17 protein-coding genes and 1 tRNA gene are annotated in these 15,146 nt (G+C 64.4%); 1 reads left to right on the forward strand and 17 read right to left on the reverse strand.

Annotated features, from left to right (window positions below; translation table 11 throughout):
• Window positions 1–22: 22 nt before the first annotated feature.
• The 12 genes from MUK72_RS01465 to MUK72_RS01520 all read right to left on the reverse strand — a co-directional run bounded on the left by MUK72_RS01465 (window position 23) and on the right by MUK72_RS01520 (window position 7,818).
• Entirely contained in the window at window positions 23–586 is a 564-nt protein-coding gene (locus tag MUK72_RS01465; protein WP_244703103.1) for an NUDIX hydrolase, read from the reverse strand.
• On the reverse strand, window positions 583–1,476 hold the full coding sequence (locus MUK72_RS01470; protein ID WP_244703106.1) for an alpha/beta fold hydrolase: 894 nt from the start codon (window positions 1,474–1,476) through the stop codon (window positions 583–585). Before MUK72_RS01470 ends, MUK72_RS01465 begins: the two co-directional genes overlap by 4 nt.
• Window positions 1,477–1,543: 67 nt before the next feature.
• Window positions 1,544–2,602, reverse strand: coding sequence for a saccharopine dehydrogenase family protein (locus MUK72_RS01475; RefSeq protein WP_244703108.1), 1,059 nt, complete (start codon window positions 2,600–2,602; stop codon window positions 1,544–1,546).
• A 48-nt stretch (window positions 2,603–2,650) separates the two neighbouring features.
• Window positions 2,651–3,157 carry a PIN domain-containing protein gene (locus tag MUK72_RS01480; protein ID WP_244703110.1) on the reverse strand — a complete coding sequence of 169 codons (507 nt, stop codon included), beginning with the start codon at window positions 3,155–3,157 and terminating at the stop codon, window positions 2,651–2,653.
• Window positions 3,158–3,460 carry a hypothetical protein gene (locus MUK72_RS01485; protein WP_244703112.1) on the reverse strand — a complete coding sequence of 101 codons (303 nt, stop codon included), beginning with the start codon at window positions 3,458–3,460 and terminating at the stop codon, window positions 3,158–3,160. It abuts the gene before it with no gap.
• Window positions 3,461–3,587: 127 nt separating this feature from the next.
• Window positions 3,588–4,412, reverse strand: coding sequence for a helix-turn-helix domain-containing protein (locus tag MUK72_RS01490; RefSeq protein ID WP_244703114.1), 825 nt, complete (start codon window positions 4,410–4,412; stop codon window positions 3,588–3,590).
• A 138-nt stretch (window positions 4,413–4,550) separates the two neighbouring features.
• Window positions 4,551–4,623 (reverse strand) — tRNA-Pro (locus tag MUK72_RS01495).
• Between the two features lie 41 nt (window positions 4,624–4,664).
• Window positions 4,665–5,081, reverse strand: a complete 417-nt coding sequence (locus tag MUK72_RS01500) for an EamA family transporter (RefSeq protein ID WP_244703116.1) — start codon at window positions 5,079–5,081, stop codon at window positions 4,665–4,667.
• A gap of 49 nt (window positions 5,082–5,130) precedes the next feature.
• Window positions 5,131–5,718, reverse strand: coding sequence for a tRNA (pseudouridine(54)-N(1))-methyltransferase TrmY (trmY, locus tag MUK72_RS01505; RefSeq protein ID WP_244703118.1), 588 nt, complete (start codon window positions 5,716–5,718; stop codon window positions 5,131–5,133).
• A 37-nt stretch (window positions 5,719–5,755) separates the two neighbouring features.
• Entirely contained in the window at window positions 5,756–7,051 is a 1,296-nt protein-coding gene (gene aglM / locus MUK72_RS01510) for a UDP-glucose 6-dehydrogenase AglM (protein ID WP_244703120.1), read from the reverse strand.
• A 99-nt stretch (window positions 7,052–7,150) separates the two neighbouring features.
• Window positions 7,151–7,558 carry a hypothetical protein gene (locus MUK72_RS01515; protein ID WP_244703122.1) on the reverse strand — a complete coding sequence of 136 codons (408 nt, stop codon included), beginning with the start codon at window positions 7,556–7,558 and terminating at the stop codon, window positions 7,151–7,153.
• A complete protein-coding gene (locus tag MUK72_RS01520; RefSeq protein WP_244703124.1) occupies window positions 7,558–7,818 on the reverse strand; it encodes an AbrB/MazE/SpoVT family DNA-binding domain-containing protein in 261 nt (86 codons plus the stop codon). Before MUK72_RS01520 ends, MUK72_RS01515 begins: the two co-directional genes overlap by 1 nt.
• A 195-nt stretch (window positions 7,819–8,013) precedes the next feature.
• On the opposite strand from MUK72_RS01520, the gene aglF reads away from it, so the two are divergent.
• Window positions 8,014–8,790, forward strand: a complete 777-nt coding sequence (gene aglF, locus MUK72_RS01525) for a UTP--glucose-1-phosphate uridylyltransferase AglF (protein ID WP_244703126.1) — start codon at window positions 8,014–8,016, stop codon at window positions 8,788–8,790.
• Here aglF and MUK72_RS01530 read toward each other — a convergent pair whose 3' ends face one another.
• The 5 genes from MUK72_RS01530 to MUK72_RS01550 form a co-directional block, all read right to left on the reverse strand.
• A complete protein-coding gene (locus MUK72_RS01530) occupies window positions 8,791–9,765 on the reverse strand; it encodes an NAD-dependent epimerase/dehydratase family protein (protein ID WP_244703128.1) in 975 nt (324 codons plus the stop codon). It abuts the gene before it with no gap.
• Entirely contained in the window at window positions 9,762–10,688 is a 927-nt protein-coding gene (locus MUK72_RS01535) for an NAD-dependent epimerase/dehydratase family protein (RefSeq protein ID WP_244703130.1), read from the reverse strand. The genes MUK72_RS01530 and MUK72_RS01535 overlap by 4 nt, the downstream gene beginning before the upstream one ends.
• Window positions 10,685–11,851, reverse strand: coding sequence for an NAD-dependent epimerase/dehydratase family protein (locus tag MUK72_RS01540; RefSeq protein WP_244703132.1), 1,167 nt, complete (start codon window positions 11,849–11,851; stop codon window positions 10,685–10,687). Before MUK72_RS01540 ends, MUK72_RS01535 begins: the two co-directional genes overlap by 4 nt.
• A 192-nt stretch (window positions 11,852–12,043) precedes the next feature.
• Window positions 12,044–13,831, reverse strand: a complete 1,788-nt coding sequence (glmS, locus tag MUK72_RS01545) for a glutamine--fructose-6-phosphate transaminase (isomerizing) (RefSeq protein WP_244703134.1) — start codon at window positions 13,829–13,831, stop codon at window positions 12,044–12,046.
• The gene (locus MUK72_RS01550) at window positions 13,831–15,030 is read right to left on the reverse strand and encodes a sugar phosphate nucleotidyltransferase (RefSeq protein WP_244703144.1); all 1,200 of its coding nucleotides are present in this window, start codon (window positions 15,028–15,030) and stop codon (window positions 13,831–13,833) included. The genes glmS and MUK72_RS01550 overlap by 1 nt, the downstream gene beginning before the upstream one ends.
• Between the last annotated feature and the right edge of the window lie 116 nt (window positions 15,031–15,146).

Here is a 15,146-nt window from a genome sequence, read left to right on the forward strand (position 1 = left end):
ACGGGGTTCGGCCGTCGCGTGTCTAAGGCACTCCGCTTTCCGCGCCGAAGCGGGCGTGATAGAGCAAGCAGAGCGCGCTGCGCCCGTCGCGGAGGTCGTCGTCCGCGAGCGCGCCGAGCAGATCGTCGTACTCTGCCGTATCGACCCGAATCGTTTCGTTGTCGTCCAGTTCCTGTGAGCCCGTGGGTCGACAGCCGTGCGCGACGAAGTGGTGATGGACCGAATCCGCGAGCCCGTTGAGCGGCTCGACGGTCGTGAGGTGGGCCATTTCCTCGGCGACGTAGCCCGTCTCCTCCTCGAATTCGCGTCGCGCCGTCCGTTCGATGCTCTCGCCGGGCTCGACGGTGCCGGCCGGCAGCCCACGGTTCACGCGCTCGACCGCCTGACGCCACTCCTCGATGATCACTACTTCGCCCGCCGACGTGAACCCCAACACGACGACGGCGGCGGGTTCGGTTATCGAATCGAACGTCGTCTCGGTGCCGTCGGGCAGACGAACCCGCTCGTTGACGACGTCGAACCCCGGACAGGAGTAGGCCGTATTCGATTCTAACGTCTCCCACGCGAGCGGATCGAGGTCGCTCATTTGAGAAACTCCTCTAAGAGATCGGTCACGCGCTCCGGAGCATCGTTTTGCACCCAGTGACTCGCCTCGGGAAGCCGTTCGATGCGGACGTCGGGCACCCAGCGATCGAGGTCATCGAGCAGTTCGGTGCCGAGCGCGCTGTCCTGCTCGCCCCAGATCACGAGGGTTTCGGCCTCGATCGTCGGGTGTCGTCCGCTCGAATCAGCCAGTCCAAACCAGCGGCGCAACTGGGAGCGACCGAACGCCCGATAGTAGTCGATCGCCGCCGTGAGCGCGCCGGGGCGGGAAATCGCGTGCTCGTATCGCTCGATGTCCGATTCATCGAATGCGGCCAGATTGGTCAGATCGGTTCGCAACAGCGCACCGAGCCAGCCGTCAGTTCGTTCCAGAATCGCTTCGGGAACCCGGGGAAGCTGGAAGAACAGCGCGTACCAGGAACGAGCGAGCTGTGCCGGTGAGCGCAGTTCGCGTTCGAGTGCTTCGGGATGCGGTGCGTTCAGCACCGCGAGACGGTCGAGACGATCGGGTCGCCGATGGCCGAACGCCCACGCGATGACCCCGCCCCAGTCGTGCCCGATGACGTTCGCGCGCTCGACCCCGAAGTGATCGACGAGTTCGACGACGTCGTCGACGAGTCGTTCCAGTCGGTATGAACCGACGTCGGACGGTTTCTCCGAGCGGTTGTACCCCCGAAGATCCGGCGCGACGACGTGAAAACCCGCCGCAGCCAGCGAGTCGATCTGGTTGCGCCACGCATACCAGAACTCGGGAAACCCGTGCAACAGCACCACAAGCGGATCGTCCGGATCGCCGGCTTCGACGTAGTGGAGCACGATACTGTCGAGTTTCGCCCATTCGTGCGCCCACGACTCGTTTTCGGGATCGTTCACACTGCAGCCCTCGCAAAGATAAACTTCATGCGACGATATCGAATTCGAGATTCAGCTCGATGGCCGCTCATCGTCCACCCACGTCCTCACGCTCGACGCCGTCGAATTCGAGGACGAACTCCGGACCGAACGCCGACGCTGGCGTCTGGAACCCGGGTTCGACGTCGTCATCGCAAACACGTCTGGCGATCTCGGTCGCGGTCCGTGCGGTGAACTCGTAGGTGTCGGGCGTCCGGAGGCGGGCAGCGATGCGTTCGCCGTCGCCCTCGACCTCGCCCCAGATCCGTGTCGTGCTCCGGGCACGCTCGTCGGCAGTCGGGCCGCTGACGGTCGCATCGACAATCGCCGTGAGTGCACGCTGGACCGGTGCAGTACCGAGCAGCGGCGTCAGCGGTCCCGTTTTCCGCATCACCGACGCAGCGTAGTTCGGGACCGTCGCGTAGGTCTCGACGTTCGGGATCCCGGTCGTGTAGTACGCCGTCGAGACGTCACCCCACGGGATCGTCACGGCCGTGCTCGCACCGCCGTCGAGGTCGATATCGCGGACCTTCCAGGCCGGTGGCACGCGCTCGATCCTGCCGTCGATGCGCGCCGCACCGCCCTGCGAGAGCCCCTCGATGACCGACTTCAGTGTGCCTGGTGAGACGGTCCCCAATCCATCGATGGCGAGACTGAGACGATCGGCACCGGGATGTTTCATGTGGAGATACGCCGCAAGGCAGTCGGTCGGCACCACGTCGAACCCGACGCCCGGCAGCAGCGTCACGTCGGCCTTCTCGGCGTCACGATCGCGCTCGGCGGTGGCCTCGAAGGCGGCGATCTCACCGGTGATGTCGAGGTAGTCGGTGCCGGTTTCGATACACGCAGCCACGAGAGGGTCGGCCGTCGCCGAGAACGGTCCGGCACAGTTCAATACGGCGTCGAATTCACTGATGTGCGATTCGACGACCGTCGGGTGATCGAGGCTGAACACGCGATGATCGAGCCCGCGATCGGTCGCCTGGCGTTCGACCGGTTCGGCCCGCCGGCCGGCAAGCGTCGGCTCCAACCCCTCCTCGTCGGCGGTTTCGGTGATTAGTGCGCCCGTATAGCCGTACGAGCCGTAGATGAGCAGGTCGTCTCCCATGCAGCAGCGTTGCACGGGAACGGAGAAAACTCACAGGGGTCGCGGAAATTACCGGAACGTCGCTCGCGCACGCTGGACGTAACTGTTGTCCGCCCAGCTCCGAACGTCGCTGATCTCGTCCAGTGCCGCCGTCGCGGCTGCTTCGGTCAATAGCTCGTTGTGGACGAACACCGCCAAAAGCTTCGGCGTCGTCACCAATCGAGTATCGATCAGCGATGCGTGGACGAGGCCAAGCTGGTTGAACTCGTCACAGAGGAACAGCTCCGCATCGTGATCGTTCGCGAGCGTCACGGCGGCGTTCTCACCGTCATCGAGCGGGAAATCGGTGTCGAGATCGATCCGACGAACGTCGATTCGCTCCAGTCGATCGAGGACGGCTCCCGCCGCACGCCCGTGTTCGTCGGCATACGATGCGATGTTTCGGAGTTCGTCCCGGACCTCGGTCGCGGTGAGGACGGTGTACCGCGAGAGCAGACGGTCGAGCGGCGACGGATCACGGGCGGCCACGACGCCGAGGCTGACCAGCGCCGACGTATCGGCAACGACGCTCGTCATCTACAGCTCGGCCAGGTCGTCAGTGAGCGATGCGTCGAGCTGGCGCTTCAGAACCCGGAAGTTCGCCGCCTCTTCGGGGCCGACGAGCGCTTTCAATTCCGCGAATTCGAGCTCGTCGTCGTAGTACGCGCCCGCGATCTCCTGTGTGAGCAGATCGTCGTGAGCAGCGTCCCGGAGATATTCGCGCAGCGCGTCGGTCAGCACGTCCGTGCGATCGGTGCCAAGGACCGTCGCCAGCGCGTCCGCGCGCTCGATGAGCTTCTCGGAAGCGCGGAACTGGACGCGTCGTTTGTCGGTGCTCATCTATGTGTATGGTGTGAGCCAACAACCAAAATAGCTCTGCATCTATAAGCAAGCTTGTCTAAAAAATTTGTATTTATAGTATTTAGAATGATAGGAATGATACAAAGGTATCGTCTCAATCTCAGAATTAACTCGACAGCCAGATTTTCTCTTCCATGGACTCTCGCTCAATGAAATGACCCTCACCAGTCCATTCGACAATGCCAATTCGATCTAGTCGAGTTAGTATCGCTGCTAGGTAGCGATAAGGAAGCCCAGAGCGATCTTTTAGTTCTGAGATAGTCAGGTCCTCGTTATCTTCAAGAATTGCTAATACGGCTTCTTGATTCCGACGACTTAGAGTAGCCTCAAAACCACTCATCTCAACTGCACCATTAACATCTTCAATGGCACCCGATACGTCTTCGATGGCTTTCCTTGTTTCGTGGAGTTCGTCTTTTTCGAGCTGCTCACCAGCCCTGCTTTTTATACTTTCGAGGACGTTGATCGTTTCTGTTTCCGGATCTATCTCATTACCGAGTGAGTCTGTACATTCAACGTCGAACCAAAGAATTCCCTCTGATCCCTCTAATTCGTTCTCTATCTGACCTTCTGTTGTGATATTTCTTCGATTTTCATCGAAGGGAAGAGCAAAATGATGACGCTGTCCTGGTGTGATGAGTGGTATAGTCCATTCCTTCTCGTAATCTAGGTGATTGAATCCCCATTGAACAGTCACATCATGCGCAGCCCCTTTGCCTGTATTCTCAAACGCAAATCGATTGTGTATTGCGTGCCAATTCTCAATAGTTGGCTTGACTACTGGCTTAAAGTCAGCTTCACGTGATTTTTGCATCTCTTGGGTGTGGTGCTTTGTCTCTCTATAATATAAATATGTAACCAACACTAGCACACCAGAGAAAATAACTGAAGCTATACTAGTGAATAGTTGTGCCTGTATGGGTAGATACATGGTTCAAAAATTCAAGCCAATCGCAAAAACCCTGTCGTACCTCATGAGACGCATATAGTGAAGTGGAGTGGGTTCTACCTTCCTAAAATATTGTAACTAATCCTGACAAACTCATATGGTCAAACAGCAAGGGTAGTATGGGCCGGCGCGAATTCGAATCGCGGTTACGGCCACCCGAAGGCCGAAGGATACCAAGCTACCCCACCGGCCCGCAGTCGGACTCACGGTCACGAGCGTGTTAACCTTTCCGTTCTACCCGGTCGCGGTGAGATAGACCGCGACGACCGCGAGTGCGATGCCCGCGCCCTTCTGGAGCGTCAGCGAATCGTCGAGAAAGAGCACGCTCAGGGCCGTACTGCCGACGAGGAACATGCCATAGACGGGCGTGACGATGCTCACCGGGCCGGCCGCGAGCGCGCGGTAGTACGCGAGAATGCCGACCGCGAGGAATACGCCCGCACCGACCATGTAGAGCGCGGTCCGCCCGCCGAAATACGACGTCACGGACTCGTTCTCGTAGACCGTGAGACCGACCGCCGAGACGAGGAGGATGCCGTTGGCGACCATCGCGACCACGCTCGACGGTGCGTTGTCCATCGCGAGCGACGCCAACGGGGTGAAGATGCTGTAGCCGACGAGCGCGATGAGCGCCCAGCCGAGATAGTGCATGTTCACTCGACTCGTGCGGGCCGTACATACCCTTTAGCTTCGGCGATCGTCAGTAGCGCGCGAACCCACCCGTGTCGAGCCAGTTGTGCGCGACCGTGATCGCGTGGTCGGCGTGGAGCCGTTCGGGACCCAAACGCACTCGTCGGTCGGCTCGCTCGGCCAGCAGCTCCGCCTCGCGCGCGGTGAAATTCCGATGATCCGAGAGCACGAACGCCGGATCTCCTGGTACGTCGCTCTCGACGACCGGTCCACCCGCTTCGTGGAGTTCGAGCAGCGTGCCATCGAGTTCGTCGAGCACGCCCGCGAGCCCGCGCCGCGAGATCGACACGCCGGGTGAGCTCTCGGCTGCCATATGGCCGATCGCGCCATCCTTTTCGTCAAGCGCCCCGCGCACGAGCGCCGCCGTCGAGCGCTCGTCGGGGTTGAGGTTTCTGAGTTCGGAACCCTCGAACCGGATTGTGAACTCGTCCTGGAGGACGAGCCAGACACGGGTGTCCTCGCGGATCGCATGGGAGAGACAGAACGCCGAGGTCACGCAGCGACAGAGCACGTCCAGTCGCCCAGCGCCCGTGAGATCGTCCAACGAGAGATCGGCGGTGAGCGGCACTTCGTGACCGAGAACGACGAACTGGCGCATGGCGCAACTCAGCGCTCGATCGGAATAGCGCCGTCGATCACCAGGTCAGCCCTTCGTAGGTCATCCCGTCCCGAGGGTCGACGATACGCCGGCCGTCGACGACGATCTGCTGCGCCATGTCGTCGAATGCTTCGTCGAGCACCGCGAACTCGTCCCAGTCGGTGACGACGAGCGCGCCGTGGGCATCGGCGAGCGCCGATTGCGCCGACTCGACGTACTCGACGGCGGGGAATTTCTCGGCCATCGCGTCGCTGGCGACCGGATCGTAAGCGGCCACGCTCGCCCCATGATCGAGCAGTTCGTCGATGACGAGCGTCGCGCGCGACCCGCGGATGTCGTCCGTTCCGGGTTTGAAGGCGAGCCCGAGCACGGCGATCCGTCGGTCCTCGACGTCCGTGTGCCGTTCGAGCAGATCGAGCATCCGCCGGGGTTGGCCGTCGTTGATCGCGACCACGCTGTCGAGCAGTTCCGGCTCGTAACCCGCCTCGCGGCCGGCTGCTCTGAGCGCGTCGGTGTCCTTCGGGAAACACGAACCGCCCCAGCCCACACCTGACCGGAGGAACTGCGAACCGATGCGCTCGTCGAGCCCGATGGCCTCCGCCACGTCGTAGGAATCGACGCCGAACTCCTTGCAGAGGTTGCCGAGCTCGTTGATGAGGCTGATCTTCCCCGCGAGGAAGACGTTGTTGGCGTATTTGACCATCATCGCCTCGCGGCGACCGGTCTCGACGATCGGAACCCCGTCGTTGTCGGCGACGAGCGGCTCGTACAGTTCGTCGAGACGATCGAGCGCCCGCTCATCCTCAGCGCCGAACACGAGCTTGTCGGGTCCCATGAAATCGGCGACTGCCGATCCCTGACTCTGGAACTCGGGGTTGACCGCGATGCCGAACTCCTCGCCCGCTTCCTTCCCCGAAACCTCTTCGAGCAGCGGTTCGAGCCGTTCCTCGACGGTGCCGGGGATCACCGTGCTCTTGACGACGACGAGGTGGTAGCCCTCCTTCTCGGCGAGAGCCTCGCCCACGTCGCGCGTGCCGGCTTCGAGCGCTCCGAGGTCGATGCTGCCGTCCTCGCGCGAGGGCGTCTGGAGTGCGAGAAAAGTGATGTCCGTCTCGCGGAGGGTAGCGTGATCGGTCGTCGCATGCAGTCGCTCGCCGGCGTGGGTTTCGACCAGCTCGGCGAGGCCCGGTTCGTGGATCGGCGTCTCGCCGTCATTGATCGTCTCGACGATCGCCGTGTCGATGTCGATGGCGGTCACTCGGTGGCCGAGATCGGCGAGACACGCCGCGACTGTGGTGCCGACGTAGCCGCTGCCGACGACGCTCACGTTCATGCATTGCGTTCCGCGGCGGTCGCTTTGAGGATTTGGATAGCGCCAGCAACAGGGTCGAGATGGACGAACTGCGGCTTTCGGTCCGTCGTGTCGCCCGTATCAGTCCCACACGGTCTCGTAGCCGGCATCGTGGATAACGCCGTCCGTCGTGAGGATCGCGTCCGTGTCCTGTGCTCGGTGGCTACTGACGATCAGGGCGTCGTGGATGCTGAACTCGTCCACCACCTGCGCGTACTCGACCAGTTCCGCGTCGTCGACCGGTGCGACGGCGACAGGGCCGTTCCCAACCAGTGCCCGTCGAGCGTCCTCCGGCGTTCCTGTCAGGGTGATGCCCCGGATGTCTTTGTCGCGGGAGACCGAGTACAACACTTCGGCGAGCGCCGTGCTCGGTGCCTGGATAACGGTTTTCGCGGCTTCGGCTTCGGTGAAAACCCGATCCGCCCCGCTCGGAAGCGCATCGACGAGATAGACGAGGAGGGCGACGGCGTCGGCGGTGTACGTCGGCATCAGACTTCCTCGTAGTTGCGATCCCGGCGGTCGCGGACGCGCTGTGCCAACTCGTCGGCGATCTCCGCACGCTTTCCCTCGGAGATATCGTCGGGCACGAGCATCCCGCGCCCGCTGGTGCGCGTACGCTTCTGCACGACGATGCCCTCATCGGTGTCGACCCAGACGACCTCGTCGCCGGGCTCCAGATCGTATTTTTCACGGAGTTCCTTCGGAATCGTCGCCTGTCCCTTCTCCGTGACGCGTGTGGATTCGCTCATACTCGGTAATACTTGCTGTAATACCTTAGTCCTGTGGGGAAGGAGTGGATGAACGCTGCAGCACACAGGAAGATGCGTCAGCGGAGATATCCACTATTGCCGTCTCGGCATCCGCCAGCAGCGATTGCTATCGTCGTTTGTGGTTTATCGTCGAGTGACGACAGATATTTGCGACGGCCCCCGCGTTGTAGGCCCATGAAAGCCGTCGTGCTGGCCGCCGGCGAGGGCACGCGCCTCCGGCCGCTGACCGAGGACAAGCCGAAGGGGATGGTCGAGATCGACGACAAACCCATCCTCACGCACTGTTTCGAGCAGCTGGCCGAACTCGGTGCGAGCGAGCTGCTCGTCGTCGTCGGCTACCAGAAGGAGGTCATCATCGAACACTACGGCGACGAGTTCGAGGGCATCCCGATCACCTACACTCACCAGCGCGAGCAGGCCGGGCTGGCCCACGCCCTCCTCACCGTCGAGGAGCATATCGACGACGACTTCATGCTCATCCTCGGCGACAACGTCTTCGAGGCGAACCTCACGGACGTCGTCGATCGCCAGCGCGAGGACCGCGCCGACGCCGCCTTCCTCGTCGAGGAGGTCCCGATGGAGGAAGCCGACAGATACGGCGTCTGTGACACCAACGACTACGGCGAAGTCACCGACGTGATCGAAAAGCCCGACGACCCGCCGACGAACCTCGTTCTCACGGGCTTCTACACGTTCACACCCGCGATCTTCCACGCCTGCCACCTCGTCCAGCCCTCCGCGCGCGGCGAGTACGAGCTCTCGGAGGCCGTCGATCTCCTCCTCCGGTCGGGACGGACGATCGACGCCGTACGCATGGATGGCTGGCGCATCGACGTCGGCTATCCCGAGGATCGCGACGAAGCCGAACGACGACTCCAGGACGCACGTGGCGCACTCGACAGCGAAGGAGAAAACGAGGCGAGCGCCGATGTCGCCGTCGATACCGAGTAGCTACTGTCGCAGCCGCTCTCTGACCGTGTCTTCGAGCGAGCGTTCGACGTGCCAGCCGAGCACGTCGTGCGTTCGCGTCGTGTCGACCGGGAACCGATCGACCAGCGTCTCGCTCGTGCGCGGGTTCTCGATCAGTTCGACGTCGGGATCGGCTCCACGCTCCTCGCCGGCGACGCGGGCGACGAGCTCGGCGATCTCCATCACGCTGGGGTCCTCGTCGCTCGCGAGCTCGTACTTTTCTATTCCTGTCTCGCCGGCGGCGAGCTGATCGACCATCCGCTCGGCGCTTCTGACGTAGGCACGGGCGACGTCCTCGACGTGGATGTAGTTTCGCGACTGCGTGCCCGGCTCGTGGACCGTGATCGTCTCGTCGGCGAGCGCACGGTCGAGGAAGAAATTTGTTACTGTACCCTTCGAGACACGCTCGCCGTCGATCTCGTGGTCGCCGTAGAGATTGGACTTCAAGAACAGGTGTGCCGGGAACGCTCCGTCGACGAGTTCCTCGATGGCACGCTCGTTCAGCAGCTTGCTCCGTCCGTACCAGTTGAGCGGGTCACGCGGATGATCGACGGTGATCGGGAACTCGACGGGATCGCCGATCGTCGCCATGCTGAACGGGAAGACCAGCCCCGTCCCCGTCTTTCGGCAGTACCACGCCACGTTCTCGGTGCCCTGCACGTTGACCTCGTAGGCGAGGTCCTTGCGGTTCTCGCAGTCGGGAACCCCCGAAAGGGCGGCGAGATGCATCACGATGTCCGCACCGTCGAGTGCGTGCTCCAGCCGATCACGGTTGCGGACGTCGACGTGTTCGACGGTCACGTCGCCGATCGACCGCACGTCGCCCAGATAGAAGTTGTCGAGCGCCGTCACGTGCCAGTCGGGATGGTCGTTGCGGAGGTGTTTGACGACACAGCTCCCGATGTAGCCCGCCGCGCCGGTCACGGCGATCGTCGGCGTCTCGTGGTCGGGGTTCATCCGCGGAACCTCCGGGCGAGATCGCGGACGCCCTCGCGGAGGCCGATCGCGGGTTCGAAGCCCGTCTCGGCCACGCGATCGAAGTTCACGTGATAGGAGGGGCCGGGATGTTCGTCTTCGAGGTATGTCACGTCCACAGTAGCAAGTTCCTCGCTAATGAGTGTAGCGACGTCGCTGATCCGGTAGTTCGCCTCGTTCGCGCCGACGTTGTAGACGGGCTCCGACCAGTCGTCGGGCGTGAGCGCCGCCTCGCGGTAGGCGCGGGCGGCGTCGCGGGCGTGGATGAACGGCCGCCAGTTCGAGCCGTCGCCGTACACCGTCAGGGGACGGTCCGTGAGCGCGCGGAAGACGAACTGGTTGACGACGAGGTTGAACCGGATGCCCGGTGCGTCGCCGTGGACGGTGCTCAGCCGGAGCGCCGTCCCGTCGAGCCCGTAGTCGTCGGCGTACTCGGCGAGGAGTTGCTCCGCTTCGTATTTGGTCTCGGCGTAGGGGTTGATCGGATCCGGCTCGATCCCCTCGTCGATGTCGGTGCTCGTCGCGCGCCCGTAGATGTTACACGAGGAGGCGAGAACGACGCGCTCGACGCCCATCTTTCGGGCGGCGGTGAGCACGTTGCGCGTCCCCTCCAGATTGGTCGCGTAAGTCTCATCGCGGCGGTCGTGCGTGCTGTCGGCACCGGTGATCGCCGCCAGATGAACGACGGCATCCACCCCGCGCATCGCGCTCTCGACGTCGCCGTACTCGCGGACGTCGCCCTGTCGGAACGCGATCGCTTCGACCGAGCCACGCAGGTTCCGTGGCGAACCCGAGGTGAGCGAGTCGAGCACGACCAGCCGATCCACGCGATCGTCGTCGGCCAACAGGGGCACCAGCGCGCTGCCGATGTAGCCACAGCCGCCCGTGACGAGCAGGTCGGTCACGATTCGAGCATGTCCGGCAGGAAGCGGTCCTCGTGGCTCTCGATCACCGAGCGCCGATCGTTCATCGCGCCGACGACCTCGTCGATGCCCGCCCGGAAATCGACCGACTGCCCGTCGATGAGATTGTCATACTTCTCGTGTCGGATCTCCATCTTGTGAGTCTCGTCCTCGTCGCGTGGGTTTTCGACGTGTTCGACGTCGACGTCGAGACCGTGTTCGTCACCGACCGCCGCGATCGTCTCGGCGATCTCGACGATGCTGATCGCGCGCGTGGTCTGGTTGTAGACGGTGTGGGCGGCGGGGCGCTCGGCGTGATCGACGAGCGCGAGCCGCGCGAGCCCCTCGACGGCGTCGTCCAGGCTCACGAACGGCTTTCGCTGCTCGCCCTTGCCGTACACCGTGAGCGGATAGCCCGCGACCGCCTGCGCCGCGAAACGGTGGGCGACGACGCCGAAGTAGTAGTCGAAGTCGAGGCGCGTCGCGAGACGCTCGTCCACGCGCGTCTCGTCGGTGCCCGCGCCGTAGACGATCGCCGTTCGCACGTCGCTCACAGGAATATCGAACTGGCTGTGGGCCAGCCGGAGGTTGGCCGCGTCGTGGCTCTTGGTGAGGTGATACCAGCTGCCGGCCATCGCGGGGAAGGGCACCTCGTCGCGCGCGCCCTCGTTTTCCATCGTCGCGCCGCCCTCCGGGATCGGGAACTCGGGCGCGCCGTAGACGCCCGTCGTGGTCGTCTCGATGAAGTGGGTGTCGGTGAGTCCGGCCTCCTGGAGCCCCCAGACGAGGTTGCGCGTCGCCTGAAGGTTGTTGTGCTGGGTCTCGTTGGCGCGCTCGCCGTTGATCTGCGAGTAGGGCGCGGAGGGCTGGGCGGCGGTGTGGACGATCGCGCGCGGTTCGTGCACCGCGAGCAGTCGGTCGACGAACGCCCGGTCCGTGAGGTCGCCCTCGATGAAGGAGAGGTTCATGTAACCCTGCTCCTCGGCGGCCGCCAACCGGTCGTCCATCGAGGCGACCGCCGTGGCGCTCGTCGCGCCGACCGAGGCGACCCACTCGCGGCGGGCGAAGTTGTCGACACAGAGCACGCGCTCGTCGGTGCGGTCGGCGATTCGCAGCGCGGTCGGCCAGCCGACGTAGCCGTCGGCCCCGGTGACGATGATCGACATTAGTTACTCGTTGTCCGAGTAACTCCCGAACAGTCAAAACGTTTGCCGTTCTCGACTGCTCGGAACACGATGCACGATAGTGTGCTCCAACGGCCGCTGCGCGCCGATGCAGCCGGTCAGTAAAGCCGGTGGCGCGGCTGATACGGTGGATGGACGAACGACGAAAGGGAGTTTGTGGCGGATCGGACAGTATTATTCGACGGTGACGCTCTTCGCGAGGTTGCGGGGTTTGTCGATCGAGCGGCCGAGCTGGTCGGCTGTGTGGTAGGCGAGCAGCTGGAGCTGGACGTTCGCGAGGACGGCGGCGGTCCGTGGCTGTGTCTCGGGGATGGTGAGGACGTGATCGGCGTAGCGCTCGATGTCCGACTGGCCGTCGGTGACGGCGATGACGGGCGCGTCGCGCGCCTCGACCTCCTTGACGTTGTTCACCGTCTTGCGCGCGAGCTCGCCGTCGCCCGTGGTGATGGCGATCACCGGCGAGTTGTCGGTCACCAGGGCCAACGGCCCGTGTTTGAGCTCGCCGGCGGCGAACCCTTCGGCGTGGCGGTAGGTGATTTCCTTGAGCTTGAGCGCGCCTTCGAGCGCCACCGGGTAGTTCAGCCCGCGACCGATGAAGAAGTAGGCGTCGGCGTCGTGATACGCCTCGGCGACGGATGCGGCCGTCGAGTCGTCGATGACCTCCTGCACAGTGCTGGGAAGGTCGCGCAGCGCGCCGATCGCCTCGCGATCGTGATCGTCGGTGGCCGCGAACGCGAAGAGGTTGAGCGCGGCCAGCTGGCTCGCGAACGTCTTCGAGGCCGCGACACCGATCTCGGGGCCGGCACGGATGTAGAGAGTGTGATCGCACTCGCGGGCGACGGTTGAGCCGACCACGTTGGTGAGCGCGAGCGTGCGCGCGCCGCGCTGGCGTGCCTCCCGGAGCGCACTCAGCGTGTCGGCGGTCTCGCCGCTCTGTGTGACGCCGACGACGAGCGCGTCGCCGATCGGCGGCGGCGAAGTGACGTACTCGCTGGCCAGAAACGCCTGTGCGGGGACGCCCGCCTCGCGGAACAGCTCCGCGCCGTACAGCGCCGCGTGATAGGAGGTGCCGCAGGCGACGAACTGCACGGTTGTGGGTCTGACGCCGGCGAGTTCGTCCAGTTCGACCTGGCCGCCGAGTTCGTCGACACGCCCGCGCAGACACTGCCGGAGCGCGCGCGGCTGCTCGTGGATCTCCTTCAGCATGAAGTGATCGTAGCCGCTCTTGCCCGTCTCCTCGGCGTCCCAGTTCACGGTGTGGATCGTCTTCTCGACCGGCTCGCCGTCGGCCGTCGAGACGTCCCAGCCGTCAGCGTCGATGCGTGCGAACTCACCGTCCTCTAGGTAGACGACGCGGTCGGTGAACTCCCTGAAGGCGGGCACGTCGCTCGCGAGATAGGTCGCGCCGTCGTCGATGCCGAGCACGAGCGGCGAGTCCTGGCGCGTACAGAACACCGAGTCGCCCCCAGCGAAGACGGCAGCGATGGCGTAGCTCCCCTCGACGCGCTCGATCGCCGCGCGGAAGGCCTCCTCGTGGCTCGCGCCGTCGGCGAGCGCCGATTCGATGAGATGGGGGACGACCTCGGTGTCGGTATCGCTCGTGAACTCGTGGCCCGCGGCGGTGAGTTCGTCCTTGACAGTTTGGAAGTTCTCGATGATGCCGTTGTGGATGACCGCGACCTCGCCCTCACAGTCGGCGTGCGGGTGGGAGTTGCGGTCGCTCGGCGGGCCGTGCGTGCTCCAGCGGGTGTGGCCGATGCCGACGGGGCCGGACGGGGCGTCGTCGTCGACCGCGCGTTCGAGGTTCGCGAGTTCGCCCTCGTGTTTTTCGATCTCGACGGCGCTGTTGGCGAGCGCGACGCCTGCCGAGTCGTAGCCCCGGTATTCGAGCTTCGAGAGCCCGTGCATCAGCACGTCGAGGGTCTCGTCCGGCCGGCCGACGCAGCCGACGATCCCACACATCAGTCGAGCACCTCCGCGCCCGCGGGGATCTCACCGCGTGCCCGCACGCCGACGTGCAGCCGTGCGCCCGGCCCGACCAGCGTTCCCGGTTCGAGCGTGACTCCACCGTCGGCGTCGACCCGGTCGGCGACGACCGCCCCGAGCGAGCGGTCCTCGTGAACGTGCGTGCCGATCCGGACGTCGGTCTGCCCGCCGGGCACGAGGGTGCCCGGTCCGAGCGTCACGTCCTGACCGGCAACGCAGTCCAGAATCGTGCTCCCTGGCCCGACGCGTGTGTCGCCGTCGAGCACGCTGCGCGTGACGGTCGCGTTCGCCTCGACGGTGACGTTGCGCCCGATCGCGACGTCCGGCCCGACGACCGCGCCGGGGCCGACCTCGCAGTCCGGCCCCACCACGACGGGTGCCTGGAGCGTCGCCGACTCGTGGACGAGCGACGTGTCGTCGACCCAGACGCCCTGTTCGAGCGCGGGTTCGTCGACGCGACCGCGCGCGAGGATCTCCTGGGTCACGGTCAGGAGATCCCACGGGTAGGTGGCGTGCGGCGAAAGGCCATCGACGCGCACCCCGCGGACGTCCTCACCCTCGTCGATGAGGCGCGCGAGCGTGTCGGGCAGCTGAAGCTCGCCGTCGCGGCGCTCGGTCGCCTCGATCGCGTCGAAGATCCCCGTTCGAAAGGCGTAGACGCCGGCGTTGATCAGGCGGAAGTCGTCGGATTCGGGCTTCTCGACGATCTCGTCGATGCGACCCTCGTGGAGGGCGACAGCGCCGTAGCGGCGCACGTCGCGATGTTCGAGCACGCCGAGCGCGGCGGGCGCGTCGGGATAGGCCTCGAACTCGGCGACGACGTCGGCCACCAGTCCGGAGTCGAACACGCGGTCACCGTTGACGAGCAGGAAGGGTTCGTCGACCGACGAACGTGCAGCGAGCAGTGCGTGCCCGCTGCCGAGCTGTTTGTCCTGTATCACGTAGTCGAGCGGCGTGTCGCGGTAGGTCGGCCCGAAGTGTTCCTGGACGCGGTCGCGCTTGTAGCCGATGACCACGGTGATCCGCTCGATCCCGGCGTCGATCAGCGCGTCGAAGACGTAGCCGAGGATCGGCCGGTTCGCCGCTGGTAGCATCGGTTTGGGGCGGTTGTACGTCAGCGGGCGGAGGCGGTTGCCCTCCCCGGCCGCGAGGACGACGGCGGTACGGACGCTCATTGCACCCTATCCACGGGGCGACGATTTCAACGTTCTGGCTGGCCACGTGGTCGTCGACCGCCCCGAGAGGGGCCGCGGGCGACTCCGACGACGATATGAACCACGGACGGAAATCG

The sequence above is a fragment of the Halococcus dombrowskii genome (assembly GCF_022870485.1).
In the GTDB taxonomy this organism is placed as follows: domain Archaea; phylum Halobacteriota; class Halobacteria; order Halobacteriales; family Halococcaceae; genus Halococcus; species Halococcus morrhuae.

Coding starts and splice junctions, on each gene's coding strand:
- MUK72_RS01520 (WP_244703124.1), bottom strand. CDS start 7,818: ATGAGCGAATCCACACGCGTCACGGAGAAGGGACAGGCGACGATTCCG.
- MUK72_RS01515 (WP_244703122.1), bottom strand. CDS start 7,558: ATGCCGACGTACACCGCCGACGCCGTCGCCCTCCTCGTCTATCTCGTC.
- MUK72_RS01490 (WP_244703114.1), bottom strand. CDS start 4,412: ATGTATCTACCCATACAGGCACAACTATTCACTAGTATAGCTTCAGTT.
- MUK72_RS01500 (WP_244703116.1), bottom strand. CDS start 5,081: ATGCACTATCTCGGCTGGGCGCTCATCGCGCTCGTCGGCTACAGCATC.
- trmY (WP_244703118.1), bottom strand. CDS start 5,718: ATGCGCCAGTTCGTCGTTCTCGGTCACGAAGTGCCGCTCACCGCCGAT.
- aglM (WP_244703120.1), bottom strand. CDS start 7,051: ATGAACGTGAGCGTCGTCGGCAGCGGCTACGTCGGCACCACAGTCGCG.
- MUK72_RS01485 (WP_244703112.1), bottom strand. CDS start 3,460: ATGAGCACCGACAAACGACGCGTCCAGTTCCGCGCTTCCGAGAAGCTC.
- MUK72_RS01465 (WP_244703103.1), bottom strand. CDS start 586: ATGAGCGACCTCGATCCGCTCGCGTGGGAGACGTTAGAATCGAATACG.
- aglF (WP_244703126.1), top strand. CDS start 8,014: ATGAAAGCCGTCGTGCTGGCCGCCGGCGAGGGCACGCGCCTCCGGCCG.
- MUK72_RS01475 (WP_244703108.1), bottom strand. CDS start 2,602: ATGGGAGACGACCTGCTCATCTACGGCTCGTACGGCTATACGGGCGCA.
- glmS (WP_244703134.1), bottom strand. CDS start 13,831: ATGTGTGGGATCGTCGGCTGCGTCGGCCGGCCGGACGAGACCCTCGAC.
- MUK72_RS01540 (WP_244703132.1), bottom strand. CDS start 11,851: ATGTCGATCATCGTCACCGGGGCCGACGGCTACGTCGGCTGGCCGACC.
- MUK72_RS01550 (WP_244703144.1), bottom strand. CDS start 15,030: ATGAGCGTCCGTACCGCCGTCGTCCTCGCGGCCGGGGAGGGCAACCGC.
- MUK72_RS01480 (WP_244703110.1), bottom strand. CDS start 3,157: ATGACGAGCGTCGTTGCCGATACGTCGGCGCTGGTCAGCCTCGGCGTC.
- MUK72_RS01530 (WP_244703128.1), bottom strand. CDS start 9,765: ATGAACCCCGACCACGAGACGCCGACGATCGCCGTGACCGGCGCGGCG.